Below are 21,664 nucleotides of genomic sequence, written 5' to 3' on the forward strand. Positions count from 1 at the left end.
GGGACCGTCGCGTGCGGGTGCCGCCGGGCCTAGTGTCGATGGCGTGATCACCCGCGACGAGCTGGACCGGCGCTCCGGGGCCGCCGACGGCGGCGACGACCGTCGGATCCCGCTGCTGACGCTCGCCGAGTTCTTCGACGGCAACGACGACGAGGAGTCGCTCGCGCCGAACCAGTGGGGCGACGGGCGCCCGCCGCTCGCCGAGATCCGGCGGCGCCTGGAGCGGCTCGCCGCCTGGGAGGGGGTCGCCTGGGTGCGCGTCGAGCTGCACGAGGAGTCCGTCGAGGACGACGGCGACTGGATCGTCGCCGAGGCCGTCGCCGTCTGCACGACGCTCGTCACCGAGGAGGTCGAGGACCTCGTCGGGGCGGACGAGCTCCAGGCCGACGGCGTCGTCGAGGGGTACGTCTACCCCGCGCCCTGGTTCACCGACGTGCCCGACGTCCCGGCCGGGCACCGCGTGCTGTCCCTCGTCTGGGACTGACGCCGGGCCGGGGTGAGACGTGCGCCACCCGGGCTTGCCAGGAGCCGACGCGGCGTGGCACGGTCAGCGGTGACGAGCGAATTGCTCGCGTGCTCTGGGGTCGGTGAAATTCCGAGCCGGCGGTGAAAGTCCGCGACCCGGTCACAGCCTGTGACCGGTTGACCAGGTGGAACTCCTGGACCGACGGTCAAAGTCCGGATGGGAAGCGCACGCGACGGCTCCCCGTCCGGTCCGTCCCAGGCCCCTCGAGGGCCCGCGCCACCCGTCGTGGCGGCACGCGACCGGCCGGCTCGAGCACGTCCGACCCCGCCTTCCTGCACCCCGGGGTCCGCGACCGGACGACAGGGGCAGGACACATGGAGCAGCCGCAGCCCGGCCGGTTCCCGGCGACGGGCGCCGGCGGGGGCGACGCCACCGACGCCGAGCGTGCCGCGATGCGCCGGGCGCTGGAGCTCGCCGCGCAGATCCCCGCCCGGGGGCCCAACCCTCGCGTGGGGTGCGTGCTCCTGGCCGCCGACGGCACGGCGATCGCCGAGGGCTACCACCACGGGGCGGGCACGCCGCACGCCGAGGTCGAGGCCCTGCGCGCCGCCGTGGAGCGCCTCGGACCCACCGCCGCCCGCGGAGCGACCGCCGTCGTCACGCTCGAGCCCTGCAACCACCACGGCCGCACCGGCCCCTGCGTGGACGCGCTGCTCGACGCCGGCGTCGCGCGCGTCGTGCACGGCGACCACGACCCGAACCCGGCCGCCTCGGGCGGCGCCGCCCGGCTGCGCTCCGCGGGCGTCGACGTCGTCGGGGGCGTGCTCGCCGACGAGGCCCGCGCGCTCAACGCCACGTGGACCCACGCGCTCGAGCTCGGCCGCCCCGTCGTCACGTGGAAGGTGGCGACGACCCTCGACGGGCGCGCCGCCGCCGCGGACGGCACGTCCCGCTGGATCTCCGGCCGCGCGGCCCGCCACGACGTGCACCGCCTGCGGGCCTCCGCGGACGCGGTCGTCGTCGGAACCGGCACCGCCCTCGCCGACGACCCCGACCTCACGGTGCGGCACGTGCCCGGCCCGCAGCCCGAGCGTGTCGTCGTCGGGCTGCGGGAGCTGCCGGCCACCTCCCGCCTGGCGCGCGCCGCGGCCGCGGGGGAGCCCGTGATGCACCTGCGCACCCACGACCCGCACGAGGTGCTGGACCTGCTCTGGTACCGCGAGCACCGGCACGTCCTCCTCGAGGGCGGCCCCGCCCTCGCGGCGGCGTTCTGGCGCGCCGGCCTGGTCGACGACGTCGTCGCGTACGTCGCGCCGGTGCTGCTCGGCGTCGGCGCCCCCGCCGTCGCCGACCTCGGGATCGGCACCATCGCCGACGCCGCCCGCCTCGACCTGCTCGACGTGGCCGTCCTGCCCCAGGACCCGGCCGACCCCACCGACACCCCCACCGTGCGGCTCGTCATGCGGCCGCGGAAGGAGCGCTGAGCCATGTTCACCGGCATCGTGGAGGAGCTCGGCACCGTCGTCGCCGTGCGCGAGCACGCGGACGGCGCCCGCCTCACCGTCGTGGCCGAGAGGGTGCTCGACGGCGTCCGGCTGGGCGACTCGATCGCCGTCGACGGCTGCTGCCTGACCGTCGCGGAGACCGGTGCGCACGACGGCCGCGCCACCTGGACCGCCGACCTCATGGCGGAGACCCTGCGGCGCACCGGCCTCGGCGCGCGCCGCCCCGGCGACCGCGTCAACCTCGAGCGGGCGCTCGCGGCGGACGGGCGGTTCGGCGGGCACGTCGTGCAGGGCCACGTCGACGGCGTCGGCACCGTGCTGGCCCGCACGCCGGGCACGCAGTGGGAGGTCGTCGAGGTCGCGCTGCCGGCCGACCTGGCCCGGTACGTCGTGGCGCAGGGGTCGATCGCCGTCGACGGCGTCAGCCTCACCGTCGTGGCCGCGGGCGACGCGTCCTTCACGGTGAGCCTCATCCCCGAGACGCGGGCGCGCACCACCCTCGGTCTCCGTGGTGTCGGGGAGCAGGTCAACCTCGAGGTCGACGTGCTGAGCAAGTACGTCGAGCGACACCTGGCGTCCGGCGTGGCGCTCGGACCGTCCGGCGCCGTCGCGGCGGGGGCGGCGCGATGACCGCCGCGACCCTCCGCGAGGTCGAGGGGGCGACCGAGCGCGTCGCGCGGGCGATCGCCGACGTCGCCGCCGGCCGCCCCGTCGTCGTGGCCGACGACGCCGACCGCGAGAACGAGGGCGACCTCATCCTCGCCGCCGACGCCGCCACCCCCGAGCTCATGGGCTTCCTGGTGCGGCACACCAGCGGGCTCGTGTGCGTGGGCGTGGCGGGGGAGCAGCTCGACCGGCTCGGCCTGCCGCTCATGGTCGAGGCGAACCAGGACGCCTTCCGCACCGCGTACACCGTGACCGTCGACGCCGCCGCCGGCGTCACCACCGGGATCTCCGGCGCCGACCGCGCCCGCACCGCCCGCCTGCTCGCCGACCCGGGGGCCGCGCCCGCCGACCTCACCCGGCCCGGGCACGTGCTGCCCCTGCGCGCCCGCCCCGGTGGCGTGCTGGAGCGGCGCGGGCACACCGAGGCCGCCGTCGACCTCGCCCGCCTCGCCGGCCGGGGCGACGCCGGCGTCCTCGCCGAGCTGGTGCACGACGACGGCACGATGATGCGGCTGCCCGCGCTGACCGAGTTCGCCGCCGAGCACGGGCTCACCCTCATCAGCGTGGCCGACCTCGTCGCCTACCGGCGGGCGACGGAGGTGCTCGTCGAGCGGGTCGCCGTCACCACGCTGCCCACCCGGCACGGCGAGCTCACCGGCGTCGCCTACCGGGACACGCGCACCGGGGACGAGCACGTGGCGCTCGTGGCCGGGCCGCTCGACGCCCTCGCCGACCCTGCCGCGGGGCCCGTCCTGGCCCGGGTGCACTCCGAGTGCCTCACCGGCGACGCGTTCAGCAGCCTGCGCTGCGACTGCGGGCCGCAGCTCGACGAGTCGCTGCGCCGGGTCGTCGCGGCCGGGCGCGGCGTCGTCGTCTACCTGCGCGGGCACGAGGGACGCGGGATCGGCCTCGCCGCCAAGCTCGCCGCCTACGCCCTCCAGGACGCCGGGCGGGACACCGTGGACGCCAACCTCGACCAGGGGCTGCCCGCCGACGCCCGCGACTACACCGCCGCCGCGCACGTGCTGCGCGACCTCGGCGTGCCCCGCGTGCGGCTGCTCACCAACAACCCGGCCAAGGTCGACGGCCTCGTCGCCGGGGGAGCGGACGTCGTCGAGCGCCTCCCGCTCGCGCTGCCCGCCCACCCGCGCACCCTCGGCTACCTGCGCACCAAGCGCGACCGCATGGGCCACGACCTGCCCCACCTGACCGAGCACGCTCCCGCCACCACGCACGACACCGGAGGAACCCCGATGCACCGCACCACCACCCCCGCCCCGCTCGCCGCCGGGGCCACCCGATGAGCGGCGCCGGCGCCCCCGCCGTCGCGCCCGTCGACTGCTCCGACCTGCGCGTCGCCGTCGTCGCCGCGAGCTGGCACACCACCGTCATGGACGGTCTGCTCGACGGCGCCCTGCGCGCGTGCGCCGACCACCGCGTCGCCGACCCCCGCGTGGTGCGCGTGCCCGGGTCGTTCGAGCTGCCCGTCGCCGCGCAGGCGCTCGCGGCAGCCGGGTACGACGCCGTCGTCGCCCTGGGCGTCGTCATCCGCGGCGGCACCCCGCACTTCGACTACGTGTGCGCCGCCGCGACCGACGGGCTCAACCGCGTGGCCCTCGACCACTCGGTCCCCGTGGGCTTCGGCCTCCTGACGTGCGACGACGAGCAGCAGGCCCTCGACCGCGCCGGGTTGGAGGGCTCCCACGAGGACAAGGGGTACGAGGCCGCCGCCGCCGCGCTCGCCACCGCCCGCGTGCTCGGCGAGGTCCGCGACGCCCGTCTCGCAGGTGCCCGCGTCGATGCAGGAGCAGCCTCCGACCTGGGGTAGTATTTCGGTCGGCCCTCCGGGGTGACACGCAGTGTCACCGTGCTGGGCCGACGGGCTGTGGCGCAGCTTGGTAGCGCACCTGACTGGGGGTCAGGGGGTCGCAGGTTCAAATCCTGTCAGCCCGACCAGCACACGCACGGGAGGCTCGGACCGGAGACGGTCCGAGCCTCCCGTCGTTCCGGCAGATCCCCCCACCGTGTGTCGGTGCGGGTGGCCTCGGCCCGGCGTCAGGGCGCGCGGTCCACCACGGCCTGGGCGACCGCGAGGTCCTCCCACGACATGCCGACGCTCTTGAACACGGTGCGGCGGCGTGCCGGCAGGTCGTCCGGTGCGCGGACGGCGTCGCGCATCGGCACCAGGTCGTCCGCCGAGAGAGCGCCGTCGGCGATGGCGAGGATGACGTCGCCGGCCTCGCGCAGCGCGGCGGCCACGTCCTCCACGATCACGGTGGCGTCCGCGAGCAGGTCCGGGTCGAGCTCGCGCGCGTCGGGCTCGTGCGACCCGACGGCGATCACGATCGCCTCGGGCCCGACCGCGTCGGCGGTGAACAACGGCGACCGGGCGCTCGTGGCGCACACCACGACGTGCGCGGACGCCAGCGCGGCCGCGAGCTGGCCGCTGTCCGCACCGAGCACGGTGCCCGACTCGTGCACCGAGGCCGGGACCCGGTCGGGGTGGCGCACGACGTACGTGACGGACCCGAGCGGCCGGGCCGCGACGGCGGCGAGGGTGTCGACGTGGCCGAGGGCCTGCGGCCCCGCGCCGAACACGACGACCTCCAGCGGCGCCTCCACCCGCACCAGCGCGTGCCGGACGGCCGCGACGGACACGGCGGGGGTGCGCAGGCTCGTCAGCGCGGTGCCGTCGAGGATCGCCCGGAGGCTGAGGGTCGCGGCGTCGAACAGCAGGTACGCGGCCTGGATCCGGGGGAGGCCGCGCTCCGGGTTGGCGGGCGCGACGGTCGCCACCTTGACGCCGGCGTGCGCGCCGACCTCGGAGGGCATCAGCAGGAGCTGCCCGTGGCTGGTGGCGGGGCCCACCCGGGGGATGTCGTCGGCGGGGTCGAAGCCGCCGGCCAGCGCCGCGGTGATCGCGTCCACGGCACCGTCCGGGGTGAGGGCGGCCGCGACCGTGGCGGCGTGGAGATAGCGCGGGCCCGCGTCCGGTGCTCCCGTGCTCATCGCAGCACGAACCCGGGCGTGAGCGTGTCGTCGGGGTCGACGACGAACGCGGACTCGGCGACCTCGTGCGCAGTCCCGGTGATGACCGGGACGACCGCGTCCCGGCCCGCGTCGGTCAGGTGCTCCTGGACGCGGGCGTGGAACCTGGTGCCGACGATCGAGTCGTGGACGAGCGCCTGGCCGTCCCCCAGACGGCCCGTCGCGGCGAGGACGGCGACGCGCGCCGCCGTGCCGGACCCGCAGGGGGACCGGTCCACCTGCCCGTCGGCGAAGATCGTCACGTTCCGCTGGTGCGGGCCGCCGTCCGCCGACGTGCCGAGGTCGTCGACGAAGATCGTCCCGTACAGGCCGCTCAGGCGCGGGTCGGACGGATGGTCGAGACGGGGGTCGCCGGCGAGGGCGGCCTTGACCTCGCGGCCGAGAGCGATCAGGTCGACGAGGTCCTCCGGCGTCACGCGAAGGCCGGCGCTCGCGGCGTCGACGCACGCGTACAGGGCGCCGCCCCAGGCGAGGTCGGCACGGAGCTCGCCGCGGCTCGTCGCCACGGGCACGTCGGCGGCCACGAGCGAGCTCGGCACGTTCACGAAGTCGACGGTGCCCACCCTGCCGTCGTCCGTGGTCCGCACGCGGGCGGTCACCCGCCCGGACGGCACGTCGATGACCACGTCCGTCATCCCGGACGGGTCCACCGGCACGAGCCCCGAGCGCACCGCCCACGCGCCGAGGGCGATGGTGCCGTGGCCGCACGCGGTCGAGAACCCGTCCTTGTGCCAGAACAGCACGCCCAGGTGCGCGCCGTCGTCGTCGGGCGGCGTGACGAAGCCGCCGTACATGTCCGCGTGACCGCGCGGCTCGAAGCACAGCAGGCGGCGCAGGGCGTCGGCCTCCGTGTCGCCGATCGCGCGCTGACGGCGCTCGGCCACGGTCGCGCCGGGGATCGGCACGGTCGGCGCCGGCACGATGCGGAACGGCTCGCCCGCCGTGTGATAGTCGACCGTCCGGACCCGTTCCAGGTGCGGTGGTCGTCCGATGGTGGAGGCAGCGCGGCCCGGGTCCGTCATGCGCGCGACCCTACGGCACCTGGGCGGCGGTCGGAGGGGCTCCCGTCGCCGGCCACCGCTGCCCGGGCGGCCCCGCGCGCCACGGGTGACGATGGCAACGGACAGGGCACGCCGAGACCGGGCGCGGACACCACTCGCGCGTCTCGGGCGACACCGACGATGGGAGCTTCTCCATGTGCACGGGAATCCGGTTCTCGGACGGCCACGGCAGCGTCTACCTGGCACGGAACCTCGACTGGACCAGCGGCTACGGGCAGCAGGTGGTGATGACACCCACCCGGTTCGCGCCGAGCTCGCCGTTCGGTGCCGTCCCCGACATCAAGCACGCGACCATCGGCATGGGCATCGTGGAGGAGTCCACGCCGCTCTACTTCGACTGCGGGAACGACGCCGGGCTGGCGGTCGCCGGGCTCAACTTCCCGGGGTACGCCCAGTACGCCACCGGACCGGTCGACGGCGCGGTCAACGTGGCGGCGTTCGAGTTCCCGCTGTGGGTGTGCTCGCAGTTCGCGAGCGTGGAGGAGGTCGAGGCGGCGCTGCAGGACGTGGTGATCGTCGACCGGCCGATCAACGACAAGTACCCCAGCTCGCTGCTCCACTGGATCATCGCCGACGGCACGCGCGCGATCGTGGTGGAGCACACGGGCGACGGCATGCACGTCTTCGACGACGACGTCGACGTCCTGACGAACCAGCCCGGGTTCGCCTGGCACCACGAGAACCTGCGCAACTACCTCAACACCTCGCCGGAGTTCCCCCAGGAGGTCGCCCTGGGCAGGGCGCTCCTCGGCCCGTTCGGCTCGGGGTCGCACATGCGTGGGATCCCCGGCGACTACTACTCCCCGTCCCGGTTCGTCCGCGCGGCCTACGTCAACGCGCACTACCCCACGAAGGACACGGAGGAGGAGAACGTCAGCCGCGCCTTCCACACGCTGCAGCAGGTCGCGATGGTCGACGGGTGCGCCGCGATGGGGTCGGGGGAGTTCGAGATCACCGTCTACACCGGGCTCTTCTCGTCCCGCACGGCGACCTACTACTGGAACACCTACGACGACCCCACGGTCCGCAGCGTCGCGCTGGCCGAGCACCCGACCGACGGCACGGACCTCGTCCTCGCATAGCCGCCGTCGCGGAGGTCGCGTCGCGGTCGCGTGCTGCCCGCGGCGTGCTCCGGACCCCGTTAGCGTCCTCCTCATGGACCCGGTCCGAGGGGCAGTCGCGGTCGTCGTGCTCGTCGCGGTCACCTTCGCCGTCGTCGCGGGGCTGCGGCTGGAGCGCCCGTGGCTGCAGCCGTGGGCGGCGGTGCGGGCCGTCGTCCAGCTCGGGGTGCTCAGCCTGGTGCTCGGCGGGGTGGTCACGGACCTGCGGTGGACGGCGGCCTTCCTCCTCCTGATGGTCGGGACCGCCTGCGCGACCGCGCACGGCAGGTTGCGACGCCTGGGGCCGTCGAGCGTGCCCCGGATCGCGGCGACCGTGCTCGTGGCGGCGACCGTGCCCGTGTCCGTCGTCTTCGTCAGCGGCGCGCTTCCCCTGGTGCCGCGGTACCTCCTGGCCATGGGCGGGATCGTCGTGGGCGGCTCGATGACGGCCGCCACTCTGATGGGGCGGGCGCTCTTCGCGGCCCTGGCCGACTCGCGCGGGGAGATCGAGGCGTGGCTCGCGCTGGGCGCGACCCCACGACAGGCGGCGCTGGAGCCGACCCGCCGCGCGGCGTCGACGGCGCTGGTCCCGGCGACCGACCAGACCCGCACGACGGGCCTCGTCACCCTGCCGGGCGCTTTCGTCGGCGCGGTGTTCGCCGGGGCAGACGTGGTGGACGCCGCGCAGTTCCAGGTCGTGGTGCTGGTGGCGGTGCTCTGCAGCGGCGCGCTGACCACCCTGATGTTCGCGTGGTTCTTCGGCGCTCCCCGTTTCCTGCCGGCTGCGACCCCGACCACCTGACGGGCTCCCGGGGTCCCTCGCGCTGCGACCTCGGTCACAGGGTGGGGCGTTCGGTCGCGCAGGGAGTACGCTCTGGCGGGTTAGTGCAGCCTCGCCTAACTTAGGCGAGGCTTGGTGTGTCCCGTCAGGCCCCGTCCGCGGGCACGGCATCTCATCGAAGGGTCACGGATCCCGTGTTCGCGAACTTCCTCATCGGCCTGCGCGAGGGCCTCGAGGCGTCGCTCGTCGCCTCCATCCTCATCGCCTACCTGGTCAAGACGGGGCGGCGCGACCTGCTGCCCGCGCTGTGGACCGGGATCGGTGTCGCCGTCGTGGTGTCCCTCGGCTTCGGCGCCGCGCTGACGTTCGGCCCGCAGGGGCTGACGTTCGAGGCGCAGGAGGCGATCGGGGGGACCCTGTCGATCGTGGCCGTCGGCCTCATCACCTGGATGATCCTGTGGATGGGCAAGACCGCCCAGCACCTGCGCGCCGACCTCCAGCACAAGCTCGACGACGCGATCGCGGCGGGTCGGTGGGCCGTCGTGGTGATGGCGATGCTCGCCGTCGGCCGCGAGGGCCTCGAGACCACGCTCTTCCTGTGGGCGGGGGCGAAGGCCACCGGCACCAGCACCCAGCCGATCGCCGGCGCCGTCCTGGGCATCGCGGTCGCGATCGTCCTGGCCACCCTGGTCTACCGCGGCGCGGTACGGCTCAACCTGCGGGCGTTCTTCGCCTGGACGGGGCTGTTCCTCGTGTTCGTGGCCGCGGGGGTGCTGTCCTACGGCGTGCACGACCTGCAGGAGGCGGGCCTCCTGCCCGGCCTGCACCACCTGGCCTTCGACGTGTCCGCCTACGTCCCGCCGACCAGCTGGTACGGCACGGTCCTCAAGGGCATCTTCAACTTCTCGCCCGCGACGACGTGGCTGGAGCTCGCCGTCTGGTGGCTCTACGTCGTCCCGGTGCTGTTCCTGTTCGTCCGCACCGTCTGGTTCCGTCAGCCGGCGCGGCCCGCCGCGGCCGTGCAGCCCGCTGCCGAGCCCACCACCGCACCTCTCGGAGGAGACCGATGAACCGCCCCCGCCTCACGCGCGCGACCACGCCGCTGCTCGCCGCGTCCCTGCTCGTCCCGCTCGCCGCGTGCACGCCGAACGAGCCCGCCGCGTCGTCGGCGGAGGGCACCGGGGGCCCGGCCGCCCTGACCGTCAGCTCGACGGACGACGCGTGCGACGTGTCCGCGGCCGAGGCCCCGTCCGGGCACCTGGTGTTCTCCGTGACGAACGACGGCACGCAGGTGACGGAGTTCTACCTGCTCGCCGAGGACGGCCTGCGCATCGTGTCCGAGGTGGAGAACATCGGCCCGGGCATCACCCGCGACCTCGTGCTCACCGCCAAGCCCGGGTCGTACGTCACGGCGTGCAAGCCGGGCATGGTGGGCGACGGGATCCGCGCCGAATTCACCGTCACGGACTCGGGCAACGACGTCGAGCCCACCGGCGAGCTCGCCGACCAGGTGCAGGCGGCGAGCACGAACTACGTCGCCTACGTCAAGGACCAGACGGAGCAGCTGCTCACCGGGACGCAGGAGTTCGTCGACGCGTACACGGGCGGCGACGACGCCGGCGCCCAGGACCTGTACGCCGACGTGCGTGTGCACTGGGAGCGGATCGAGCCGGTCGCGGAGTCGTTCGGCGACCTCGACCCGCGCATGGACCTGCGCGAGGCCGACCTCGAGGACGGCCAGGAGTGGACCGGCTGGCACCTGCTGGAGAAGGACCTGTGGCAGCCCGCGGCGAAGGACAACGGCGGCACGGAGTACACGGCGCTCACCGCCGCCGAGCGCACGAAGTACGCCGACCAGCTCCTCGCCGACACCCAGGAGCTGTACGACCGGACCCACGAGGCGACGTTCGCCGAGCAGATCGACTCCGCGGCGATCGGCAACGGCGCCAAGGGGCTGCTCGACGAGGTCGCCACGGGCAAGGTGACGGGCGAGGAGGAGATCTGGTCGCACACCGACCTGTGGGACTTCCAGGCCAACGTGGACGGGGCGAAGGTCGCCTACGACGGGCTGCGCGACGTGGTCGTGGCCAAGGACGCCGACCTCGCCGACGACCTCGACGCCCGCTTCGACGCGCTGCAGGGGAACCTCGACGCCTACCGCGACGGGGACGGGTTCGTGCTCTACACGGACCTCACGGACGAGCAGGTCAAGCGGCTCGCGGACGACGTCGACGCTCTGAGCGAGCCGCTGTCCCGGCTCACCGCCGCGGTCGTGCTCTGAGGGGGAGCAGCGCCATGACCGACTCGCCCGCCGCTCGCGGCACCTTCTCGCGCCGCGCCCTGCTGGGCGCGGCGGGGGCCGGCCTGCTCGGCGCGGGCGCGGCGGGCGGGTTCGCCGTCGCCCGGGCCGGCGGCCAGGACGCGCCGGCGACCGCGCCGCAGGACGTCGTCCCCTTCGCCGGGCCGCACCAGGCCGGCATCGTCACACCGGCCCAGGACCGGCTGCACTTCGCGACGTGGGACCTGACCACGACCTCCCGGGACGACGTCGTCGCGCTCCTCAAGGCCTGGACCGTTGCCGCCGCACGCATGACGCAGGGCCTGCCCGCGGGCACGTACGGACCCGTGTCCGGGCCCTACGACGCGCCCCCCGACGACACGGGCGAGGCGCAGGAGCTCCCGGCGTCGAACCTCACGCTGACGTTCGGCTTCGGACCGTCGCTGTTCGCCACGGCGGACGGGACCGACCGGTTCGGGCTCGCCGCGCGACGCCCCGCCCTCCTGGAGGACCTGCCGCACTTCCCCGCCGACGCGCTCGAGGACGCACGGTGCGGGGGAGACCTCGCGGTCCAGGCCTGCGCCGACGACCCGCAGGTGGCGGTGCACGCGATCCGCAACCTCGCCCGCATCGCGTTCGGGACGGCGAGCGTGCGCTGGAGCCAGCTCGGCTACGGCCGCACCTCGTCGACGTCCACGTCCCAGGCGACCCCGCGCAACCTCTTCGGGTTCAAGGACGGCACCGCCAACCTCAAGGCCGAGGAGGTCCCGGCGCTCGACGAGCACGTGTGGGTCGACACCGAGGACGACCCCGCGGCCGGCTGGCTCGCCGGTGGCTCCTACCTCGTCGCGCGGCGCATCCGCATGACGATCGAGACCTGGGACCGGGCGCCGCTGCGCGAGCAGGAGGCCATCGTCGGGCGGACCAAGGGGTCGGGCGCCCCGCTGTCCGGGGGAGAGGAGTTCACGGAGCCGGACTTCGAGGTCGAGGGACGCGGCGGAGTGCCCCTCATCGACCCGTCGGCGCACGTCGCGCTGGCCCATCCGACCCGCAACGGCGGCGTGCGGATGCTCCGCCGCGGATACAACTACACCGACGGCTCGGACGGTCTGGGCCGCCTCGACGCGGGGCTGTTCTTCCTCGCGTACGTGCGCGACCCCGCCACGCAGTACGTGCCGATGCAGACCACGCTGTCGCGCGACGACCCGATGATGGAGTACCTGCGGCACACCGGCTCGGGTATCTGGGCCGTCCCCCCGGGGGTGCGGGACGGGGCCGCGCTCGTGGACGGCACCGGCGGCTCCTTCGTCGGGGAGGCGCTCTTCGCCTGACCGGCGGGCCACCGGGCTCCCGCGGCGTGGGCGCGCGGAGCCGCGTCGTCAGTCGCGGCCGGACTCCACCCACCAGATGCGGTGGTGCAGGGCCCGGTGGGACACGTCGAGGAGGTCGGCCGCCCCCAGGACCGCCGCCTCCGCCCGTCCGGTGCTCACCGGCCGGGCGGCGCCCACGGCGCGGGTGACCCAGCGCAGCACCGTCGTGTCGCCGGCGCCCCGGACGCCGACGTTCATCTGCAGGTACTCCCACGACAGGGGGCCGTTCCCGCGGGCCGAGACCCACGTGGTGCGGGCGGCGGCGAGCGTGCTCGGCGAGGCGTCGCGCAGGTCGGCGGCCGTGTCGACGCCGACCCGCCCGAGCGCGGCGACGGCGTCGGCGAGGGCCACCGACCTCAGCAGCGGCGGCCGCACGCCGGGCGCCTTGGCGTTGTTGAACAGCACGGCGGCGGCCGCCTCGGGGCCCCCGGCGCCGTCGACGGCGGACAGGAGGTCGCGCCCGGAGTCCTGGTACGGGTCGGCACCCTGGGACCGGCGCAACGACCGGTACTTGTCGAGGACCTTGACGACGCCCGCGTACCGCGCCCGCAGCGAGTAGACGGCGTCGATCGCCGACAGCGCGAGGGAGCGGGGGTAGCCGCTGGGCTCGGCCCAGGTCTCCGGCAGCCCGAGGGTGGCCAGGGCCTGGTCCCGGACGGCGGTGGCGTCGTCGGTCACGGTGTCGGTCATGGCCAGAACGTAACGGGTGTCGTGCTCGGCGGTCGCGACCGGCGCGGCGTGGTCCCAGGGCTGGGTCGCGGGCCCGGTCACCACCCGTTGACGACCGCGCCACGGTCGCCGACGCGGAGCGGGTGAAATGCGGCCGGCCGCCCGCTCGGGGCGCGGTCCGGGGACGAAGATGGAACGGGAGGCCCATGCAGGTCAGGGCAGGCGTCAAGGTCGCGGGACGGGCCTGAGCCGGACCTCAGGCACGGCGCCCGCGACCCGGGCAGGAGTCGTGGTGAGCGTCGACGCCGCCGTGTTCGTCGTGCGGACGGGCGCGCAGGCCGGGGAGCGGTTCGCCGTCCCCGGGGGAGGAGCTGTCGTCGTCGGCAGGGGCGCCGACGCCCAGGTGCGGCTGAGCAGCCCCGGCGTGAGCCGACGCCACCTCCTCGTGACCGTGGTCGACGGCGCCCCGGTGGTCCGGGACCTCGGGTCGTCGAACGGGACCTTCGTCGGCGAGGTCCGGCTGACCGGGGACCACGTCCTGCGGCCGGGGGACACGCTGCTCGTCGGGGACGTCGGGCTGCAGTTCCTGGGGCTCGGTGCGCCCGACCCGGAGCGCAGGTCGACCGGTCCGCCGGCCACCACGACACCCGAGGCCCACCTGCGCACCGCGCCGATCGTGAGCGGCGGCGCGCGGCTCGCCGGGCCCGAGGTGACGGACGGGGGTGGCGGATCGTCGTCGGCCGGGCGCGAGAGCGACGACACGCTCCCCTGGTTCCGGCGGGTCCGCCCCGCAGTCGTCGGCGTCGGGGCCGCCGCGACGGCCCTGGCCGCCGTGGTCGGGCTCTGGCGGAGCGTCGCGCCGCCCGACCGGGAGGACTTCGCGGAGATCACCCAGGTGCGGGTGCTGCAGCAGGCGACGCTCAGCGAGTACGGGCGACAGCTGCCGGACAACGACGTGAGCCTCTCGGCCGCCCGGGACGGGCGCGGGTCGACGGCGGCCCGCGCCGCGTGGTCCACGACGAGGGTCGAGGTCCGCGCCGCCACCGGAACCGTGAGCCCGACACCCACCCTCGCTCCGACGCCGACCGTGAGCCCGACGCCCACCGTGAGCCCGACGCCGACGGTGAGCCCGACACCGACCGGGACGGTGAGCCCGACCACCACGACGACCGCTCCGGTCGTGGCGGCGCTCCAGGGCTGGGACCCGCCGGACGCGGGCCTGCTGGAGCGCGTGGAGGGCGACCCCGTGCTGGCGGGCGAGAACCTCGACCCGGCCACCCTGGTGCTGCTCGCCTCCAACGGTTTCGTCGAGGGCCGCGACGACCCGGAGGAGGCGACGCTGCCGGCGGAGGAGGTCGCGGGACGCCTGGCCGACTCGCTGCGTCAGGTCGAGGACCGCCCGAGCGACGGCGGGCACGACCGGCTCGGGTGGCTCGTCGCCGTCGACCTGGAGACGAGCGGGTACGCGGGCGTCCCGCTCCTCCTCACCTGGTCGCTCGGCGGCCCCACCGTGTCGGCCAACTGGGCGGCCGACACCGTGGCCTTCCGCCTGACGGCCGACAAGGACCACGACAACGGGAGCGTCGAGCTGTGGGTCCCGGACCTCGAGGAGCCCGGCGCGTACCGGGTCAACGTCGAGCTGGTGCGCGTGTCCGACGGGGAGGTCGTCACCCATGGGCCCGAGGCCGAGATCACCGACCCGTAGACGCCACGGTCCCGGGCCCGGACCGGACGGGGCTGCCACGGCTACGGTGTCGCCATGCCGTTCACCCCCGCCCACGCGGCCGCCGTCCTGCCGCTCGGGCGGACGGCCCTGCCCCTGAGCGCGCTGGTCGCGGGGTCGACGGTGCCCGACGTGCCGATGTTCCTGCCCGGGCGGCACGGCTACGACGTCACGCACTCGCTGTGGGGCGTGGTGACGGTGGACGTGGTCCTCGCGGCGGCCGTGGTGTGGTGCTGGTTCGCGGTGGTGCGCGACCCGTACGCGGACGTGGTGCCCGGGGTGCGCGACCGGGTGCCGGCGACGGCGGGTCTCCCGCGCCGGTGGGCGCCGGAGGCGCTCGCGGCGGGGCTCGGGGCGCTGACGCACGTCGTGTGGGACTCCGCGACGCATCCCGGCGGGTGGACGGTCGAGCGCGTGCCGTGGCTGCACACGCCGCACGCGGGCCTGCTCGGCGCGCAGTGGGCGCAGTACGCGTCGGGCGCGGTGGGGCTCGCGGTGGTCGGGGTGTACGTCGCGTGGTGGCTCGCGCGCCGTCCGGTGGTACGGAGGGCGCCCCGCGTCGGGCGGCCGTGGGCCTGGACGCTGGCCGCGCCCGCGGTCGCCGTCGGGTGCGGGCTCGGGGGGTTCGCGGCGGGCTCCGGGCTCGAGGTGCGCGCCGTCGGGGCCGCGGTGGCCGCGGTGCAGGGACTGGTGCTCGCGATGCTCGGGGTGTCGGTCGCGTGGCGGGCCGCCGCCGGACGGCGGGCTCCGGGCGAGGCCGCCTGACGCGGGGCGGTCCCAGCCGCCCGGTTTCACCCGCCCGGCGCGCCCCGGCGGGGTCGTCCCGCCCTCCCTCCTGGGGTCGCACCCGCACCGGAGGAGAACCACGATGTCCACGCACGACCTGTCCGCCGCGCAGCCCGGCACGACCGTGCCGCGGCGCACCGCGGCGCGCGTCGCGGTCCAGGTGCTCGCGGGCCTGCTCGCGGCGGCGCTCGCGGGCCTCGTCGCGGGCCTGCTGGCCCGCGGGCTCATGCGGCTGGCCGTGCTGGCCGCGGGCGGGGAGCCGGAGGCGAGCCTCGGCGGGACCGCGGTGATCGTCGTCTTCTTCGCGGTCGTGGCCGCGCCGGGGGCCGTCGCGCGGGCGGTGGGCGCCCGCCGCACGAGCGCGGTGCTGCTCCTGCTCGGCGTCCTCTTCCTGGCCTCGCAGGCGGTGCTCGTCGCCGCGGCGGACCTCGGTGCCGTCGACCTCACCACCTCCGCGACGGCGGCCATGGTCGCGATCGGGCTCGGGTTCGTCGCGGTGATCGGCGGCCTCGGGCTGCTGGCATGGCGGTTCGCGTCGCGGGCGTCGCGCTGACCCTCGCACCGACCCGACGGGCCCGTGGCCGGGCAGCTCAGCCGCCCGGCGGCGGCGCCGGGACGGCCACGGCGGGGTCGCCGAGGATGACGGTGCTGGCGCGGTCGTGCGCCGTCACCCGGCTGTAGACCATGAGGTCGAGGCTGGCCCGGGCGGCCGCACCGAACGTGGTCTGGTTCTCCCGCTCGGCGGCCTGGTAGCCCTGGAGCAGCGCCCCGATGGGGCGGTACCAGGGCTCCATCGCGTACCCGACCGGCCGGCCGAGGAACAGCCGCTCGTACAGCGCGGCCCGCAGCTGCGACGTCAGCGGCTGGACGTTGGGCGGGAACGCGAGGGTCCAGTCGAGGGTGGGCTCGACGTGCCCGACGAAGGCCCGCAGCGGCTTGGGGGCGCCGAGGAGGGCGCGCGGCAGGGGCGAGGTCACCGCGCCCAGCGCGGCGACGCGGGCGAACGTGGCGGCGAGGTCGCCGGTGAACAGCCGGTCGTAGGCCGACGGGCTGTCCGCGCCGGCGGAGCAGCAGGCCTGGGCGAACCAGATCGCGCCGTCGGGGTCCCAGGACCGCAGCAGGGCGTCGGGGTCGAGGAGCGCATGCTGCTGGTCCACGGGCTTGCCCAGGTCGGCACCCATGGCGGCCAGGTCGCCGAGCGGCCCGGTCTGGCCGTGGCTGCTGGTGACGACGACGGCCGGCCGGTGCTGGGTGAGGGCCGCGGTGAGGCCTGCCACGGTGGCCGGGGCGACGCGACCGTCGAGGAACGTCGGCGCGAGCTCCGCATCCTCGCCCATGGCCCGCGCGAGCGGCTCCGCGACGACGTCGCGCATGAGCGTGGTGATCTCGCCCGCCTGGTGGTCCACCGCCCACACCACGGGCGCGGACCACTGCGCCGCCGAGCCGCTCCAGTCGTCGAGGACGGCGTCGACGTAGCGGGTGAGGGCCGGCCCCTCGAGGTCGAGGCGCCCGACGTAGCGCACTGGGTTGAGGATGTACTGCACGCTCCACGGCACGTCGGCGGGGGAGCCGTAGATGAGCAGGAACGCGGGCAGCTCCCCGGCGTCGGCGCCCGCGGGCGAGGCCGGCAGGAAGGGCTGCGCGCCGCCCGCGTGGTCGACGAGGGTCCAGCTCGCGTACGCGCCGCCGGGCCGGTAGCGGAAGATCCGCCCGGCCCGCGCGGCCACGAGGCGGTGGACGTCGGCCGGCAGGTCGGTCGCGGCGACGAGGTCCGCCTGCGACAGGCCGTCCGGCTCGCGGGCCACCAGCCCCCACCCGACGTCGGGGTGGCGCCAGTCCCACGGGTCGGCGGGCGCGGGCCGCGCCGTCCGCTCGGCGAACGCGAACGGGCCCCCGAGCCAGGGGCGCACGTCGGCGGCGAACGCGCCCGTGACGGGGCCGGAGCCGGTCCACGCGTCGACGGACACCGCCGCGCCCCCCCCGACCGGCGGCGCGGCGGTCACGGCGTGTCCCCGAGGGCGGCGGGCGCGACGCCGAGCTGGGCGGCGATCTCGCCCACGCGCGCGGCCGCCTCGGCACGGAACTTCTCCCCCTGGTCGGGCGGCAGCGAGGCGAGCACGAACTGCAGGGCGGCGACCTCGAGGCGGCTCGCCCGGGCGGCGGCGGAGTCGGGGGCGGCGGCGTCGCCCGCGGGCCCCACCACCTGGAGCTGGAACTCGTCCCACCGCAGGTAGAGCGCCGGGAGCGTCCACTCCCGCAGCCCGTCGCGGACCCGCGCCGCCGTGGTGCCCTCGGCCAGCCCGTCGACCACCCGGTTGCGCGCGAGCACGGTCAGCGCGGCCCAGTCGAGCGGCCGCGGCTGGTCGTCGGCGGCCGCGATCCGCCGGCTGAGCTCGTCGACCAGCGCGCCGTACAGGCCGCCGGTGAGCAGGCGCGCCAGCTCCCCGCGGATCGGCTCGCGCATCCCGATGACGGCGTGCGACCGGCCCTTGCTCACCAGCTCGCGGGCCAGCGACGTCAGCCCGTCGTCGCCGGCCGCCGCGCCCTCGCAGCAGTTCAGCACGACCAGCCAGAAGCCGCCGTCGTTGGCCCGCGTCAGCTGCGCGAGCTGCTCCTTCTCGAGCGCGAGCCCGATGCCGGGGCTCTCGGCGCCCCAATCGTTCTTCAGGGCGAGGCGCACGGTGCCGTCCGTCGACCCGTGGCAGAACAGGTGCAGCACGTGCGGCCGGAAGCCCTGCACGACGCCCCGCAGCTCGTGGAAGTCGGGCGGGACGAGCCTGACCCCGGCGACCTCGGGCGCGGTGCCGGCGTCGACCTCCGCCTGGAGCCGCTCCGCGAGGTCGGCCTCGCTCAGCACCACCAGGAGGCTGACCCGCCCCGGCCCCGCGTCCCGCGCGACGCGGCGCAGCTCGGACAGCTCGCCCGCCGCGGTGAGCCCCAGGCACGACAGCAGGGCGACGACGCGCAGCGGGGGCTCGAGCTGGTAGAGCGGCACCCGCGGCTCCGCGGTGCGGACCACGCGGGCGAGCGCGTACTTGGACTCCAGCGCCAGGAACGGGCCCTCGCCCGGGAAGCGCAGGGCCTCCCACGGCACGCCCTCGGCGCCGCTCAGGGGCAGGATGTCGGCGTAGACCGGCACGCGGGCGTCGGTGCTGCGCATCGCCACGGTGAGCGACGTGCCGAGCTCCTTGTGCACGGCGAGCGACCGGTAGAGCTCCTCGCCGAGGTGGGCGTTGATCTCCGCGTCGGCGGCGTTCGGCGCCACGGACGACCAGGTGAACCGTTCGTCCACGGCGGTGTCGTCGATCGGCTCGACGAGGTGCACGTGCGGCACGAGGTGGTCGTCGCTGTTCACGGCGGTGATCTGGAAGACGACGCGGCTCATGGCTGGCCTCCGTCCGGTGGCGCGGCGTCCGGTGGCGGGGCGTCCTCGGCGCCCGGGTACGCCTGCTGCACGCTCTGCTCGAGGAGCCGCGAGACGCGCTCGAGCGCCTCGGCGGCGGCATGGTCGACGGGCCGGTCGACGGCGGCGGGGAGCCAGCTCATCTGGAGCTGCTCGATGCTGCGCGCCGCCGACGCGACCCACGACTCCTGCTCCACCTGCGTCGCGGCCCGCCGGGTGGACTCGTGCAGGAACGCCGACCGGCCGTCGCGCAGCAGCCGCATCTCCGCCGTCCACCTCTGCCGGTCCGGCTCGGCGTCGGGCGGCGTCGTGCCCGGGGTCTCGACGAACAAGGGGTGCACCCAGGACGTCAGCGCGGGCAGCGTGCGCCCGATCCGCTCGGGTCGCACGAAGATGGTGCGCAGGGCCGCGCCGATCTGTTCCGCCGAGGGGTCGGCCACCAGGTCGTGCACCGTGGTCAGCCCGGGCCGGACGCTGGCGAGCTCGTCGGCGAGCTCCCGCAGCCCGGCGGTGCTGGGGTTGCCCGGCGGGGCCGAGAAGGTCACGGCCACCGCGCCCACGCGGGTGAGGACCTCGACGAGCTCGGTGGGCTCGACGAACGCGGGGATGTCGTCGGGGGTCGTGGGGCGCAGCACGAACGCCCCGTGCCCGTCGGCGAGGTGGCCCTGCACGACCAGGTGCACGACGTCGACGCGGTGGCCGTCCAGCTCCTCGAGGAGCCAGGTGAGCCACGGGGTGGCGACCGCGGGCCCGTGGCGCCGCGCCCGGCGGCCGGCGCTCCCGGGCGTCGGAGGGGCGTGCACGACGACGTCGCCGCCCAGGGCACGGAGCGGCTCGACGACGGCCCGCGTCGCGCTCGCCCACTCGGCGTCGGTGAAGACGTGGACCCGGACGCCCGGGGTGTACGCCACGTACTGGCCGGTCAGCCGCGCCACCAGGTCGGGCGGGTCGGCGCCACCGTCGGCCGGCAGGCTGCAGCAGATCGCGATGTCGAGGTGCGGGCCGGGCCGCTCGGCACGCACCGGGTGGAACGGCAGCCGGAACACCGGGCGGTCCAGCGGAGCCAGCAGGCGCTCCCACGGCAGCACGTGCACCTCGCCGCGCGGGACGGGGATCTCCAGCCACAGCACGTCCCGCGGCGGGATCGGGGACTCCCCGAGGTCGGCCACCTCGGCCCTCAGCCGCGCGAGGACGTCGTCGGGCACCGCGAGCGCGCCGTCGTCCACCCGGCCGAAGACGGAGCGGGGCAGGCCCAGCGCGCGCAGGGTGCAGCGCGCGACCTCCCGCGGGCGCTCCCGGCCGCGGACGACGGAGAACACGGCGTCGGACGACCCGTGGTCGAGGCTGATCCGGAGCGTCGGCAGCCCGATCTCCGAGCGCAGCGCCATCGCCATGACGACCTCCTCACGCGGTCTCCGGCGCCCGGACCTGGCTCAGCAGCGCCCAGGCGGTCTGGACCGACTCGACCTCGCCGTGGCCGGGGATGCACCAGGTGCCGTCGACGCCGACGATCTCGTGCGCGGCGCCGGCGTACCCCGCGCCGAACGGGTACGCCCCGCCGACGTCGGGCATCGGCGCGAGGGTCGCCGCCTCGGCGCCCAGCCCCTGCGGGCCGAAGCCGCCCAGCGCCGCGAACCGCGACGGCGGGCGGCCGGCGATCTCGGCCTCGCCCAGGTCGGACGCGCGCCGCATCGCGAGGTGGAACACGCGGGTCAGCGGCATGTCGTGGGCCGAGAAGGTGCTGAGGATCGGCAGGCGCACGCGGTCGAACGCGACGCGGTAGCCGCCGGGGTGCCCGCCGACGTCCGGGGCGAACGCCCAGGCGGACAGCGCCGGCTGCAGCAGCAGCACCGAGTCGACGTCGGTCGCCGGGGCGGCGCCGTGGGCGACGGCGGAGAGGACCACCCGGCACCCGTAGGAGTGGCCCACGAGGTGGAGCCGGGCGCCGGGACGGCCGTCCGCGGGGTCGGTGAGCCGGCGCACGGCGTCGGCGACCCCGGCGCTCCCGACGCGCCCGGCGCGGTCCTTCATCTGCCGGACCGTGGCGAGGCGGACACCGCCGCGCAGCAGCTCCAGCGGGTTGAGGAAGCCCGCCGCCTCCGGGCCCCCGACGGCCTGGTCCTCCTCGATGATCCCGCCCGGCTTCACCGCGGGCGGCGCGAGACGGCGGCGGGCGTCGGCCCACAGCGCGAGGAGCTCCTCGGAGCCGGCCGGCTCCTCGCGAGCGCCCGCGTCCCCGCCCGCACCGCCGTCCGCGTCGTCGTCGGCGTCCTCGGCCCGCGGCAGGCCGGCGAGGATCTCCGCGGCGCGCGCGCAGCCCGCCTCTCCCGCGTCGGGGTCGGCGAGGACGGCGCGCAGCTCCGCGGTCCGCTCGGGGCCGAGGTCGTCCTCGAGCGCCGCGAGCTCCGGCGCCAGCTCGCCCGCCAGGCCGTCGCCGCCCCCGGCGATGTCGGGGCCGCGCTCCCACGGCATGACCAGCGCGGTGCTGGGCCAGTGCACGCCGGCGTAGACGGGGCGGTACGGGCGGTCCGGCGGCGGCCCCTGGGAGCGCACGACGTCCTCGAGCCGGTCGAAGAACCTGTCGTAGCGGGAGGTGGCCGCCGCCCAGTCGTTGTTCCACCCGTGCGAGACGAGCACGACGTCGGTGGCGTCGGCGGCGGCGTCGACGAGCGCCTCCAGCGAGCGCGGCGAGGTCAGGCGTCCGGCCGCGTCGAACTGGAGGATGTACACGGGTACGGGGCCGGCCTGCGTCGGGCGCACCTGCCACGGGACGGTCTCGGTCCTGGTCGAGGACGCGTTCGAGGGCAT

20 protein-coding genes, 1 tRNA gene and 1 riboswitch are annotated in these 21,664 nt (G+C 76.0%); of the genes, 14 read left to right on the forward strand and 7 right to left on the reverse strand.

The features are described from left to right. Positions 1 to 43 precede the first annotated feature (43 nt). The 6 genes from ACFU9A_RS12300 to ACFU9A_RS12325 all read left to right on the forward strand — a co-directional run bounded on the left by ACFU9A_RS12300 (position 44) and on the right by ACFU9A_RS12325 (position 4,593). Positions 44 to 484, forward strand: coding sequence for a hypothetical protein (locus ACFU9A_RS12300; RefSeq protein ID WP_430575567.1), 441 nt, complete (start codon positions 44 to 46; stop codon positions 482 to 484). 85 nt (positions 485 to 569) lie between these two features. Beyond that, a riboswitch (FMN riboswitch) is annotated at positions 570 to 699 on the forward strand. A gap of 141 nt (positions 700 to 840) precedes the next feature. Then, positions 841 to 1,950: a bifunctional diaminohydroxyphosphoribosylaminopyrimidine deaminase/5-amino-6-(5-phosphoribosylamino)uracil reductase RibD gene (gene ribD, locus ACFU9A_RS12305; RefSeq protein WP_430575568.1), complete on the forward strand. Its 1,110-nt coding sequence runs from the start codon at positions 841 to 843 to the stop codon at positions 1,948 to 1,950. Positions 1,951 to 1,953: 3 nt separating this feature from the next. Next, complete coding sequence (locus tag ACFU9A_RS12310) at positions 1,954 to 2,601, forward strand: riboflavin synthase (RefSeq protein WP_430575569.1); 648 nt, start codon at positions 1,954 to 1,956, stop codon at positions 2,599 to 2,601. Then, a complete protein-coding gene (locus ACFU9A_RS12315) occupies positions 2,598 to 3,941 on the forward strand; it encodes a bifunctional 3,4-dihydroxy-2-butanone-4-phosphate synthase/GTP cyclohydrolase II (protein WP_430575570.1) in 1,344 nt (447 codons plus the stop codon). Before ACFU9A_RS12310 ends, ACFU9A_RS12315 begins: the two co-directional genes overlap by 4 nt. Beyond that, positions 3,938 to 4,465 carry a 6,7-dimethyl-8-ribityllumazine synthase gene (gene ribH / locus ACFU9A_RS12320; RefSeq protein ID WP_430575571.1) on the forward strand — a complete coding sequence of 176 codons (528 nt, stop codon included), beginning with the start codon at positions 3,938 to 3,940 and terminating at the stop codon, positions 4,463 to 4,465. The genes ACFU9A_RS12315 and ribH overlap by 4 nt, the downstream gene beginning before the upstream one ends. Positions 4,466 to 4,516: 51 nt before the next feature. Further along, positions 4,517 to 4,593: transfer RNA gene (locus ACFU9A_RS12325), tRNA-Pro, on the forward strand. 99 nt (positions 4,594 to 4,692) lie between these two features. Here ACFU9A_RS12325 and ACFU9A_RS12330 read toward each other — a convergent pair. Continuing rightward, positions 4,693 to 5,646: an ornithine cyclodeaminase family protein gene (locus ACFU9A_RS12330; RefSeq protein WP_430575572.1), complete on the reverse strand. Its 954-nt coding sequence runs from the start codon at positions 5,644 to 5,646 to the stop codon at positions 4,693 to 4,695. After that, positions 5,643 to 6,707 carry a proline racemase family protein gene (locus tag ACFU9A_RS12335; protein WP_430575573.1) on the reverse strand — a complete coding sequence of 355 codons (1,065 nt, stop codon included), beginning with the start codon at positions 6,705 to 6,707 and terminating at the stop codon, positions 5,643 to 5,645. The genes ACFU9A_RS12330 and ACFU9A_RS12335 overlap by 4 nt, the downstream gene beginning before the upstream one ends. Positions 6,708 to 6,880: 173 nt before the next feature. Here ACFU9A_RS12335 and bsh point away from each other — a divergent pair, with 173 nt between their 5' ends. From bsh to efeB, 5 genes are all read left to right on the forward strand, one after another. After that, positions 6,881 to 7,828 carry a choloylglycine hydrolase gene (bsh, locus tag ACFU9A_RS12340; RefSeq protein ID WP_430575574.1) on the forward strand — a complete coding sequence of 316 codons (948 nt, stop codon included), beginning with the start codon at positions 6,881 to 6,883 and terminating at the stop codon, positions 7,826 to 7,828. Positions 7,829 to 7,901: 73 nt separating this feature from the next. After that, on the forward strand, positions 7,902 to 8,648 hold the full coding sequence (locus ACFU9A_RS12345; RefSeq protein ID WP_430575575.1) for an ABC transporter permease: 747 nt from the start codon (positions 7,902 to 7,904) through the stop codon (positions 8,646 to 8,648). Between the two features lie 173 nt (positions 8,649 to 8,821). Further along, complete coding sequence (gene efeU / locus ACFU9A_RS12350) at positions 8,822 to 9,697, forward strand: iron uptake transporter permease EfeU (protein WP_430575576.1); 876 nt, start codon at positions 8,822 to 8,824, stop codon at positions 9,695 to 9,697. Further along, positions 9,694 to 10,908, forward strand: coding sequence for an iron uptake system protein EfeO (gene efeO / locus ACFU9A_RS12355; RefSeq protein ID WP_430575577.1), 1,215 nt, complete (start codon positions 9,694 to 9,696; stop codon positions 10,906 to 10,908). Before efeU ends, efeO begins: the two co-directional genes overlap by 4 nt. Positions 10,909 to 10,922: 14 nt before the next feature. Further along, positions 10,923 to 12,236: an iron uptake transporter deferrochelatase/peroxidase subunit gene (gene efeB, locus ACFU9A_RS12360; protein WP_430575578.1), complete on the forward strand. Its 1,314-nt coding sequence runs from the start codon at positions 10,923 to 10,925 to the stop codon at positions 12,234 to 12,236. A 48-nt stretch (positions 12,237 to 12,284) separates the two neighbouring features. On the opposite strand, the gene ACFU9A_RS12365 is transcribed toward efeB, so the two are convergent. After that, entirely contained in the window at positions 12,285 to 12,965 is a 681-nt protein-coding gene (locus tag ACFU9A_RS12365; RefSeq protein WP_430575579.1) for a hypothetical protein, read from the reverse strand. Between the two features lie 271 nt (positions 12,966 to 13,236). On the opposite strand from ACFU9A_RS12365, the gene ACFU9A_RS12370 reads away from it, so the two are divergent. The 3 genes from ACFU9A_RS12370 (at position 13,237) to ACFU9A_RS12380 (ending at position 16,006) form a co-directional block, all read left to right on the forward strand. Next, the gene (locus ACFU9A_RS12370; RefSeq protein WP_430575580.1) at positions 13,237 to 14,649 is read left to right on the forward strand and encodes an FHA domain-containing protein; all 1,413 of its coding nucleotides are present in this window, start codon (positions 13,237 to 13,239) and stop codon (positions 14,647 to 14,649) included. Positions 14,650 to 14,703: 54 nt separating this feature from the next. Then, a complete protein-coding gene (locus ACFU9A_RS12375; RefSeq protein WP_430575581.1) occupies positions 14,704 to 15,432 on the forward strand; it encodes a DUF4184 family protein in 729 nt (242 codons plus the stop codon). Positions 15,433 to 15,535: 103 nt separating this feature from the next. Continuing rightward, complete coding sequence (locus ACFU9A_RS12380) at positions 15,536 to 16,006, forward strand: hypothetical protein (RefSeq protein WP_430575582.1); 471 nt, start codon at positions 15,536 to 15,538, stop codon at positions 16,004 to 16,006. Positions 16,007 to 16,043: 37 nt separating this feature from the next. Here the strand turns inward: ACFU9A_RS12380 and ACFU9A_RS12385 are convergent, their stop codons facing one another. Genes ACFU9A_RS12385 through ACFU9A_RS12400 form a run of 4 tightly spaced genes read right to left on the reverse strand, consistent with a single transcriptional unit; the run spans position 16,044 to position 21,664 of the window. Continuing rightward, positions 16,044 to 17,456: a hypothetical protein gene (locus ACFU9A_RS12385; RefSeq protein ID WP_430575583.1), complete on the reverse strand. Its 1,413-nt coding sequence runs from the start codon at positions 17,454 to 17,456 to the stop codon at positions 16,044 to 16,046. Beyond that, positions 17,453 to 18,838: a CHAT domain-containing protein gene (locus ACFU9A_RS12390; protein WP_430575584.1), complete on the reverse strand. Its 1,386-nt coding sequence runs from the start codon at positions 18,836 to 18,838 to the stop codon at positions 17,453 to 17,455. Before ACFU9A_RS12390 ends, ACFU9A_RS12385 begins: the two co-directional genes overlap by 4 nt. After that, a complete protein-coding gene (locus ACFU9A_RS12395; protein ID WP_430575585.1) occupies positions 18,835 to 20,250 on the reverse strand; it encodes a hypothetical protein in 1,416 nt (471 codons plus the stop codon). Before ACFU9A_RS12395 ends, ACFU9A_RS12390 begins: the two co-directional genes overlap by 4 nt. 10 nt (positions 20,251 to 20,260) lie before the next feature. After that, positions 20,261 to 21,664 carry a hypothetical protein gene (locus tag ACFU9A_RS12400; RefSeq protein ID WP_430575586.1) on the reverse strand — a complete coding sequence of 468 codons (1,404 nt, stop codon included), beginning with the start codon at positions 21,662 to 21,664 and terminating at the stop codon, positions 20,261 to 20,263.

It is taken from the genome of Isoptericola sp. NPDC057653, from assembly GCF_042799955.1.
Classification (GTDB): Bacteria; Actinomycetota; Actinomycetes; order Actinomycetales; family Cellulomonadaceae; genus Isoptericola.